This window comes from Streptomyces africanus, assembly GCF_002150735.1.
In the GTDB taxonomy this organism is placed as follows: domain Bacteria; phylum Actinomycetota; class Actinomycetes; order Streptomycetales; family Streptomycetaceae; genus Streptomyces; species Streptomyces africanus.
In genome coordinates this window covers 20,669-30,679 of the sequence record NZ_MUKA01000094.1, presented here as the reverse complement: position 1 = coordinate 30,679, position 10,011 = coordinate 20,669, and the positions used below count along the sequence as shown (strand labels likewise).

The window sequence follows — 10,011 nt, the reverse complement described above, 5'->3', positions numbered from 1 at the left end:
AAGGCGATCGACCTGATCGACCAGGCCGGTGCCCGGGTCCGGCTGCGCGCCCGCACCAAGGGCACCGACGTACGGGCCATGGAGCGGGAGCTGGAGCAGCTGACCCGGGACAAGGACCAGGCGGTCGCGGACGAGAGTTACGAACAGGCCACCCAGCTGCGCGACCGGATCATGGACCTGAAGCTGCGGATCACCCAGGCGGGCGGCGACGGCGAGATCGACGAGGGCCAGGATCTGGTCGTCGGCGCCGAGGCGATCGCCGAGGTGGTGTCCCGGCAGACCGGCATCCCGGTCAGCAGCCTCACCCAGGAGGAGAAGGACCGTCTGCTGCACCTGGAGGAGCACCTGCACGAGCGGGTGGTCGGCCAGGACGAGGCCGTGCGGGTCGTCTCGGACGCGGTGCTGCGCTCCCGCGCCGGGCTGGCCAGCCCCGACCGGCCGATCGGCAGCTTCCTGTTCCTGGGCCCGACCGGCGTCGGCAAGACCGAGTTGGCCCGGGCGCTCGCCGAGGCCCTGTTCGGCAGCGAGGACCGCATGGTCCGCCTCGACATGAGCGAGTACCAGGAGCGGCACACCGTCAGCCGCCTGGTCGGCGCCCCGCCCGGCTACGTCGGCCACGAGGAGGCCGGCCAGCTCACCGAGGTCGTGCGCCGCCACCCGTACTCGCTGCTCCTGCTGGACGAGGTGGAGAAGGCCCACCCGGACGTCTTCAACATCCTGCTCCAGGTCCTCGACGACGGACGCCTCACCGACTCCCAGGGCCGCACGGTCGACTTCACCAACACCGTCATCGTGATGACCAGCAACCTCGGCTCCGAGGTGATCACCCGCCGCGGCGCCTCCGTGGGCTTCGCGTCGGGCGGCGCGGACGCGGACGAGGAGGCCCGGCGCGAGCAGATCCTGCGCCCCCTGCGCGAGCACTTCCGCCCCGAGTTCCTCAACCGCATCGACGAGATCGTCGTCTTCCGCCAGCTCAGCACGGAACAGCTCCGCCGCATCACCAACCTCCTGCTGGACCGCACCAGGTCCCTCGTGCAGAGCAAGGGCATCTCGGTGGCCTTCACCGACCGAGCGGTGGAATGGCTGGCCGAGCACGGCTACCAGCCGGAGTACGGCGCCCGCCCGCTGCGCCGCACGATCCAACGCGAGGTGGACAACGAACTGTCACGACTGCTGCTGGACGGCAGGGTGACGGAGGGCGGCCAGGTGACGGTGGACGTGGAGGACGGCCGCCTGAAGTTTCAAACGCAGGAGACGGCAACGCCCTAAGGGGCGCGGGGAACTGCGCGACCAGCCCCCCACGCGCCGTCAGACGGCACTCAACCCACAGGCCGCACCACCATCGCCGATCCCCCACCACGCCGCACGGTCTCAGCGGCTGCCAGCCACTTCCCACCGGGCAACCGCTGAACCCCGGTGGCCGCCCCGATCTCCGGGTTGGCCTTGAAGGAGTGCCCGATCGCTTCGAGCTGCTTCCTCACACCACTGTCGAGCCCCGGCTCCAGCTCGGTCTGCGCAGCGTTCCGCTGACTGGCCCGGGGCGCCGCGATCGCGTCGACCAGCGGCAACCCCCGGTCGAGGAACCCGACCAGCGTCTGCAGGACGGTCGTGATGATGGTCGCCCCACCCGGCGACCCCAGCGCCACCACGGGCCTGTCATGCCGGTCGAGCACGATCGTCGGCGACATCGACGACCGCGGCCGCTTCCCCGGCCCCGGCAGGTTCGGGTCGTGCACGGCGGGGTTCGCCGGGGTGAAGGAGAAGTCCGTCAGCTCGTTGTTGAGCAGGAACCCCCGCCCCGGCACGGTGATCCCGCTGCCGCCCGTCTGCTCGATGGTGAGCGTGTAGGCGACGACGTTCCCCCACTTGTCGGCCACCGTCAGATGCGTGGTGCTGTCGCCCTCGTACGTCGTCGGAGCGGCCGTACCCCCGGAGCCGCACTGTTCGGGATCGCGCGGATCACCCGGCGCCACAGGACTCTTGAGCACCGCGTCGTCCTTGATCAGGCACTCGCGCGAGTCGGCGAACCGCTGCGACAGCAGTTCCTTCGTCGGTACGTCCTCGAAGGCCGGGTCGCCCACCCAGCGGCCCCGGTCCGCGAAAGCGATTCGGCTGGCCTCGATGTAGCGGTGCAGGTACTCGGCCTGGCTCGCCTTCGACAGGTCGGTCCGCTCCAGGATGTTGAGCGCCTCGCCGACCGTCGTGCCGCCGGAGGATGACGGCGCCATGGAGTAGACGCCGAGTCCGCGATACGAGGACTTGGTGGGTGCCTGGAGCTTGGCGCGGTAGGCGGTCAGGTCCCGCTCGGAGAGGTCGCCGGGGCGGGCGTTCCAGCCCGAGGCGGGGTCCACGGGCGGCTTGTTGACCGTGTCGACGACGTCCCGGCCGATGTCACCGCGGTAGAGCGCGCCGACGCCCTTGCGGGCCAGCTCCGCGTAGGTGCGGGCGAGGTCGGGATTCTTGAAGGTGGAGCCGACGACGGGGAGCCGTCCGCCGGGCAGGAACAGCTCGGCGGTGTCCGGGAAGTAGCGGAAGCGGGTCTCGTTGGACGCCGTCTGCGAGCGGAAGGTCTCGTCGACGGTGAAGCCGTCACGGGCGAGCCGCTCGGCCGGCTTCAGGACGCTCGCGAGCCGCTTGCTGCCCCACTGGTCGAGCGCCGTCTGCCAGGTGGCGGGCGTGCCCGGGGTGCCGACGCTCAGGCCGCTGCTGACGGCGTCGGCGAAGGGGACGGGCTTGCCGTTCTCGACGAAGAGGTTCTTGTCCGCGGTCAGCGGGGCGGTCTCCCGGCCGTCGATGGTGCGGACGGTGCTGGACTTGGCGTCGTAGTAGACGAAGTAGCCGCCTCCGCCGACACCGGCCGAGTAGGGCTCGGTGACGCCGAGCGCGGCGGCCGTGGCGACGGCCGCGTCGACGGCGTTGCCGCCCTGGCGCAGCACCTCGAGCCCGGCCGCGGAGGCGTCCCGGTCGACGCTGGAGACGGCTCCGCCGTAGCCGACGGCCAGGGGCGTTTTCTCACCGCCCGTGCGCTGCGCGGTGGGCGGCGCCGCCGCTCCCGCCGACACCACCACGGCGGCCGAGACCGCCAGGACCGTCAGATTCCGTGCGACAGGGCGACGCATCCGCACCTCCAGTCAAAGGCCGTCCGCGCAGCTTAATTCATCGCCATGGCCGCGTCAGGGAGGCGTCGAACACCGGTGCGTCGGGCCGCTACCATGCGCGCCCATGAATGACGACGTGCGCAACATCGTCCTGGGGGTGGTCGCGGCGGGCATCAGCGCCGCGCTGGGCTGGATCGCCCGCACCTACCTGTGGAGGCGCAAGCTCCGCCGTAAGCAGGCCTTCTTCGGACTGCCCGACAACTCGGAATCGCTGCTGGTGGTGAACCGGGGTGCCGCGGGGCCCGAGTTCGCCGTGATGCGCTTCGACGTGTTCGCGCTGCTCGAACTCGCCGCGCTGATCAAGGACTGCAACGCCCACGCCCAGATCCTTCCGCACGACACGGCACGTCAGGGGTTCGGTGAGCGCACCGAGTTCTGTGTGGGCGGTCCGGCGTCCAATCGCCGTATGGCGGCGCACCTGTCCTCGCTGCTGCCCGGTGTGCGGGTGAACGTCGACGCCGAACCGAGCCCGGACCGGGGCTCGTTCCTGGTCGGCTCCGAGCGCTACCGCGTGGAGGCCGGCAAGGAGGAGTACGCGTTGCTCGCCCGGCTCACGGCGGAGCGGAGCCAGCACACCCGTCCGGTCTTCCTGTTCTGCGGCCAGACGTCGATCACCAACCAGGCCACCACCCGCTATCTCGCCCGCCACCACGAGCGCCTGACCCGCAAGTACGGCAACAACTCGTTCGTACTGCTGCTGAAGGTGATCAACTCGCAGGCGTACGGGCCGGACGTGGTCGAAATGGTGGCGGACGTGACGCGCGCGGCCCAGACCCCGCTGCCCGCCGCGGCGACGGCGGCTCCACGCAACAGCCACCGGGCCTCCTGAAGTCCTCCACTTCTCAACAATCGTTACTGGCACGTAACTTACCGACGGGTTACCACTGGTAAAGGGCCAAGGTTACCGTCTGGTCACTTTGCACTGACACGAGTGAGGAGTGACCCGTGGGAAACCCCCGCAAGGCCCTGCGCACCACCGCCGTAGGCGCCGTCTCGGCGACCCTGGTCGCCGGCACAGCCCTCGGACTCGCCCCCACCGCACAGGCGGCGCCGAACCCGGTCCGGTTCGTCGACATCGCGGGCGACGGCGGCACCGTCCTCAAGGCCAACGTCGTCACCCCGGCCGGCGCCGACGGCACGCGCCGCTACCCACTGCTCGTCATGCCCACGAGCTGGGGTCTGCCCCAGGTCGAATACCTGGCCCAGGCCCAGAAGCTCGCCGACTCGGGGTACGTCGTCGTCACCTACAACGTGCGCGGCTTCTGGCAGTCGGGCGGCGAGATAGAAGTCGCGGGCCCGCCCGACGTGGCCGATGCCTCGAAGGTCATCGACTGGGCGCTCGCCCACACCCCTTCGGACGCCGGGCACATCGGCATGGCGGGCGTCTCCTACGGCGCCGGCATCAGCCTGCTCACCGCCGCGCACGACAAGCGCGTCAAGGCGGTCGCCTCGCTGAGCGGCTGGGCCGACCTGATCGACTCCATCTACTCCGGGCGCACCCAGCACGTCCAGGCGGCCGCCCTGCTGGACGGCGCGAGCGTGGTGACAGGCCGGCAGAGCGCCGAACTCCGGCAGACCTTCGACGACTTCTACGCCTCCAACCTGGCCAAGGAGCCGGAGCTCGTCGCCTGGGGGAAGAAACGTTCCGCTGCGACCTACGTCGACCAGATCAACAAGAACGGCGCGGCGATCATGCTCGCCAACGCCTGGGGCGACACGGTCTTCCCGCCCAACCAGTACGCCGGCTTCTACGAGAAGCTGACCGGCCCCAAGCGGCTGGAGATGCGACCCGGAGACCACGCCACCGCCGAGCTGACCGGCCTGTTCGGGCTGCCCAACGACGTGTGGAAGGACACCGAGCGGTGGTTCGACCACTACCTGCGCGGCGAGGACAACGGCATCGACCGGGAGCAGCCCGTCCAGCTCAAGTCCCGCTCCTCGGGCGGCTACGAGGGCTACCCGGACTGGAAGTCGGCCGGCGCGACGCACCGGAAGCTCGCCCTCGCCGGCACGACCACGATCCGCACGAACGTGAACTCGGGCGCCGACGGCGGAGTCGTCTTCCTGTCCAGCATCCTCGACCAGGTGGCCCAGCTGCCCCCGATGGCCTCGATCCCCCTGCTCCCCCGCCGCTGGGCCGCCGTGTGGCAGTCGGAGAAGTACGCCGCGGCCCAACAGGTGCGCGGAACGGCGACATTGCACACGACCGTCACTCCGACCAAGGAGAGCGGCACCCTCGTCGCGTACCTGTACGACGTGGGGCCGCTCGGCCTCGGCAAGCTGGTCACCAACGCGCCGTACACCTTCCACGGGCGCACCCCGGGAAAGCCGTTCGGCGTCGACCTGGAGCTGTACTCCACGGCCTACGACGTCCCGGCCGGGCATCGCCTCGCCCTGGTCGTCGACACGGTCGACCCGCTCTACATCGAGCACAACCCGTCCGGCGCGCAGCTGACCTTCTCCTCGCCGGCGAACGACCCGTCGTACGTGTCGGTTCCGCTGCGCGAGCAGTGATCTCCGGCTGCCGCCGGACGGGCCTGGCCGATGTGAACCGCCGCCCCCGTGGCCCGACTGGGCCGTGGGGGCCGCACCCGGTGGGAATGGCCCGCAGGCCGGGCGGGCGGTCTGCTCATCCCGGGCGGGATCGGCGGAATTCGGCGAAGTCCCCCCTCTCCGACAGGGATGAAGGGCACATCGTAGTCGAGGTCCGATGCGATGAGCCGTCCGGTGCCTGCCCGTTCAGTGCTTGAGGATCTTGGAGAGGAAGTCCTTGGCGCGGTCGCTGGTGGGGTTGGTGAAGAACTCGTCGGGGATGCGGTCCTCGACGATCCGGCCGTCGGCCATGAAGACGACGCGGTTGGCGGCCGAGCGGGCGAAGCCCATCTCGTGCGTGACGACGATCATGGTCATGCCTTCGCGGGCCAGTTGCTTCATGACCTCCAGCACCTCGTTGATCATCTCCGGGTCGAGGGCCGAGGTCGGCTCGTCGAAGAGCATCGCCTTGGGCTCCATGGCCAGGGCGCGGGCGATGGCCACGCGCTGCTGCTGGCCGCCGGAGAGCTGCGCCGGGTACTTGTCCGCCTGGTCGGCGACGCCGACCCGGTCGAGCAGTTCACGGGAGCGCTTGTCGGCGTCCTCCTTCCGGCGCCCGCGGACCTTGACCTGCCCCAGCGAGACGTTCTGGAGGACGGTCTTGTGGGCGAAGAGGTTGAACGACTGGAAGACCATGCCGACGTCGGCGCGCAGCCGCGCCAGGGGCTTGCCCTCGTCCGGCAGCGGCTGCCCGTCGAGGACGATCTCTCCGGACTCGATGGTCTCCAGACGGTTGATCGCCCGGCACAGGGTGGACTTCCCCGACCCCGAGGGGCCGATGACCACGACCACCTCCCCCCGGCCGACGGTGAGGTTGATGTCCTGCAGGACATGCAGCTCCCCGAAGTGCTTGTTGACGTCACGCAGCTCGATCAGCGGATCGACGGCCATGCTCAGCCCTACTCACTCTCAGCTGTGTGGTGGTTGCCGCAACGTATCCAGGCAAGATCGGACTTGTCGGGCGACACGCACTTTTCGATCATTAGCCGTATTTACGGCGAACTTTGGGCCAAAGGTTGCGGCCATGGGGCTCACGACTCCGCGACTTCCGCGTACAACTGGGACAGCTCGGGCACCCCGTTCGCGGCCCACTCGTGACCGGAGTCCACGACGTCGAACTCCCGGCCGGAGGCGAGCCGCACGACGGGCTGCCCGTCGGGCCGGATCTCCCAGGCGGCTCCCGCCACGGTGCGCACGATCACGGTGCCCAGGTAGAGCCCGGCGTCGTTGCCGAGCCAGGTCAGGGTCTCCTCGTCGTCCCTCCAGCGCGGCACGAGCTGGTCCAGCGCCTCCAGCGAGGCCGCCGAGTCGTCCAGCCGGACACCCGCCCGGGACGCCTGGGAGCGGAGCAGTTCACACTCGGCGAGGAGTTCCGCGATGCCCGCCGGATCGGGAAGCCCGAGCTTCCGGCGCCGGTTGCCCAGGAAAGGGATGTTCATAAGCCCAGCGTGTCATTCGTACCGCCGTACGCACCACAGGCGCGCGGGCCCGCCATTCCTGACGAGTTCACGCCGAGTTCGCGCACGGCTCGTTGACGGGTCCCTGGAGTCTCCCTAGTTTCACCAGGCGTCGTGCGTCTCGGCTTTCGTCGTGTCTTCTGTTCCGTCCCTGCGTTTCGTGTGGGTGCGTTCGTGTGTCGATGAGCGGGAGGTGTCGGCCGTGCGCCGATGTGTCCGGGGGATCCTGGTCGTCCTGTCCCTGTGCGTGTCCCTGATGCCGGCGGTCTCGGCGCGGGCCGTCGAGGAGCGGCGGGCCGCGCCGGTGCCGCTTGAGCGGCTGTTCGACAACATCGCCGTCAGCGACGACGACCGGCCCGCGCGGGCCGACTTCGACGGCGCCGGTTCGTCCCTGTCGGCACGGGACCTCGCGGCCGCGGGCTGGACGCCCGGCCGCGGCCTCACCGTCCAGGGGGCCCGGCTGACCTGGCCGCGGCGGCAGCCCGGCGAGCCGGACAACGTCCGCGCCGCCGGCCAGGACGTACGGGTCACGGGGCGCGGGGACGCCCTCGCCTTCCTGGTGGCGGGCACCGCCGGCACCGAGGCGGGCGGCCCGGGCGTGATCACGTACGCGAACGGCACCCGCTCCGGATACCGGCTGACCGCTCCCGACTGGCGCACCGGGCCGCTCGCCACGAAGGCGGTGGCCCTGCCGCACATCAACACGCCCGGCGGGCAACTCGCCGAGCCGGCCCGCCTGTACGTCGTGACGGTGCCGCTGGTCCCGGGGCGCCCGGTCGCCTCGGTCCGGCTGCCCCACGCGGCCGGGCTGCATGTCTTCGCGGTGTCGGTACGGACCGCGACGCGGGGCTGGACGGGCAGTTGGACGACGTCCACCGGCGGTTACACCGCCGTGGGGCCCTGGACGGACCGGACGCTGCGGCTGGTCGTGCACACGTCGGCGGGCGGGCCCCGGGTGCGGGTGCGGTTCGACAACACCTTCGCGGCGGCGCCGGTACGGATCGGCAGCGCGACGGTCGCCGTGCGGGCGTCGGGCGCGGCGGCACGCGGGACGCCTGTGCCGCTGTCCTTCGGCGGTGCGGCAAGCGTGGAGATCCCGGCCGGGGCCCAGGCGTACAGCGATCCCCTGGGCTTCGCCGTCCCGGCGGACGCCGACCTGCTGGTGAGCTTCCATCTGCCCGGCACGGTGACGGCGGCGCCCGTGCACCGGCTCGCGCAGCAGCGGTCCTACGTCAGCGGGCCGGGCGATCACGCGGGGGACGGCTCGGCCGAGGCGTACACCTCGGTCATCACCGGCTGGCCGCTGCTCGCCGGGATCGACGTGAGCGGCGGGCCCGGGTCCGTGGTGCTGCTCGGGGACTCGATCACCGACGGTGACAGGTCCACGGTGGACGCGAACCGGCGGTGGCCCGACGTGCTGGCCGGCCGGCTGCTGACGCAGAGCACGCTGCCGCGCTACGGAGTGCTGAACCAGGGCATCTCGGGCAACCGTGTGGCCGGCGACCGGTATCCCGGCGACGGGGTGTCCACGGACGCGGCCGGGGTGAGCGCCCTGCACCGGTTCGACCGGGATGTCCTCGCCCAGCCGTCCGTGCGGACGGCGGTCGTCTTCGAGGGCGTCAACGACCTGCGGTGGGACACCTCGGCGGAGCAGGTGATCGCGGGCCTGCGGGAACTGGCGGCACGCGGGCACGCCCGGGGCGTCAGGATGCTCGCGGCGACGATCCTGCCGTGCGAGGGCGAGGCGCGCTGCACGGCCGCCGTCGACGCCGAGCGGGTCGCGGTGAACGCGTGGATCCGGGACGGCGGGGTCTTCGACGGCGTGCTCGACTTCGACGCGGTGGTCCGGGACCCGGTGCGGCCGTCCCGGATCCTGCCCGTGTACGACAGCGGGGACCATCTGCACCCGGGCGACACGGGGCTGGCGGCCCTGGCGGACTCGGTCGACCTGCGGCTGCTCTAGGACATCGCCCCAGGGCGGCGGGCAGCGGGCGAAGTCCTCAGACGTCGAGGTCCACCACGACCGGCGCATGGTCGGACGCGCCCTTGCCCTTGCGCTCCTCGCGGTCCACGTACGCGTCCTTGACCGCCTTCGTGAACGGCTGGTTGGCGTACACCAGGTCGATGCGCATGCCGCGGTTCTTCGGGAAGCAGAGCTGGCGGTAGTCCCAGTACGTGAACGGGTGCTCGTACTTGAGGGGCCGCGGGACCACGTCGGACAGGCCCTCCTCGCGCAGGGAGGCGAGGGCGGCGCGCTCGGCCGGGGTGACGTGGGTGGAGCCCTCGAAGGCCGCGCGGTCGTAGACGTCGTCGTCCGTCGGCGCCACGTTGTAGTCGCCCATCACGGCGAACGGGCGGCTGCCGGACGCGTCACCGGCGACGGCGGCCTTGAGGGCCTCGATCCACTGGAGCTTGTAGGCGTAGTGCGGGTGGTCCACCTCACGGCCGTTCGGCACGTAGACCGACCAGACGCGGAGCGGGCCGCACGTCGCCGAGATGGCGCGGGGCTCCACCGAGCCGTCGAACCCGGGGTCGCCGGGCAGGCCCTTGACGACGTCCTCGATGCCGACGCGGGAGAGCACCGCCACGCCGTTCCACCGGCCGGTCGCGTGGACCGCCGACTCGTAGCCCAGCTCGCGCAGCTGCTCCGCCGGGAACTGGTCCTCGGCGACCTTGGCCTCCTGGAGGCACAGCACGTCCGTGCCGCTGCTCTCCAGCCAGGCCAGGAGCCTCGGCAGGCGGGCGGTGATCGAGTTCACGTTCCAGGTCGCGATGCGCATGTCCCACAACCTACCCGGCGGGTC

8 protein-coding genes are annotated in these 10,011 nt (G+C 71.2%); 4 read left to right on the top strand and 4 right to left on the bottom strand.

All coding sequences use genetic code 11. From position 1 onward, the window contains the following. The coding region (locus CCL05_RS14615) for an AAA family ATPase (protein ID WP_244204274.1) at nucleotides 1-1,269 on the top strand (1,269 nt) is incomplete at its 5' end. A 50-nt stretch (nucleotides 1,270-1,319) separates the two neighbouring features. Here CCL05_RS14615 and ggt read toward each other — a convergent pair. After that, complete coding sequence (gene ggt / locus CCL05_RS14610) at nucleotides 1,320-3,119, bottom strand: gamma-glutamyltransferase (protein WP_086560933.1); 1,800 nt, start codon at nucleotides 3,117-3,119, stop codon at nucleotides 1,320-1,322. 103 nt (nucleotides 3,120-3,222) lie between these two features. Here ggt and CCL05_RS14605 point away from each other — a divergent pair, with 103 nt between their 5' ends. Continuing rightward, complete coding sequence (locus tag CCL05_RS14605; protein ID WP_208641505.1) at nucleotides 3,223-3,987, top strand: hypothetical protein; 765 nt, start codon at nucleotides 3,223-3,225, stop codon at nucleotides 3,985-3,987. 116 nt (nucleotides 3,988-4,103) lie between these two features. After that, complete coding sequence (locus tag CCL05_RS14600) at nucleotides 4,104-5,672, top strand: alpha/beta fold hydrolase (protein WP_086560932.1); 1,569 nt, start codon at nucleotides 4,104-4,106, stop codon at nucleotides 5,670-5,672. A gap of 225 nt (nucleotides 5,673-5,897) precedes the next feature. Here CCL05_RS14600 and CCL05_RS14595 read toward each other — a convergent pair whose 3' ends face one another. Together CCL05_RS14595 and CCL05_RS14590 are read right to left on the bottom strand one after the other, a co-directional pair. Beyond that, on the bottom strand, nucleotides 5,898-6,641 hold the full coding sequence (locus tag CCL05_RS14595; protein ID WP_086560931.1) for an amino acid ABC transporter ATP-binding protein: 744 nt from the start codon (nucleotides 6,639-6,641) through the stop codon (nucleotides 5,898-5,900). Between the two features lie 140 nt (nucleotides 6,642-6,781). Next, nucleotides 6,782-7,189, bottom strand: coding sequence for a DUF6278 family protein (locus tag CCL05_RS14590; RefSeq protein ID WP_086560930.1), 408 nt, complete (start codon nucleotides 7,187-7,189; stop codon nucleotides 6,782-6,784). A gap of 274 nt (nucleotides 7,190-7,463) precedes the next feature. Here CCL05_RS14590 and CCL05_RS14585 point away from each other — a divergent pair, with 274 nt between their 5' ends. After that, nucleotides 7,464-9,170 carry an SGNH/GDSL hydrolase family protein gene (locus CCL05_RS14585; RefSeq protein ID WP_086560935.1) on the top strand — a complete coding sequence of 569 codons (1,707 nt, stop codon included), beginning with the start codon at nucleotides 7,464-7,466 and terminating at the stop codon, nucleotides 9,168-9,170. A gap of 37 nt (nucleotides 9,171-9,207) precedes the next feature. Here the strand turns inward: CCL05_RS14585 and CCL05_RS14580 are convergent, their stop codons facing one another. After that, on the bottom strand, nucleotides 9,208-9,987 hold the full coding sequence (locus tag CCL05_RS14580; protein ID WP_086560929.1) for an exodeoxyribonuclease III: 780 nt from the start codon (nucleotides 9,985-9,987) through the stop codon (nucleotides 9,208-9,210). Nucleotides 9,988-10,011 lie beyond the last annotated feature (24 nt).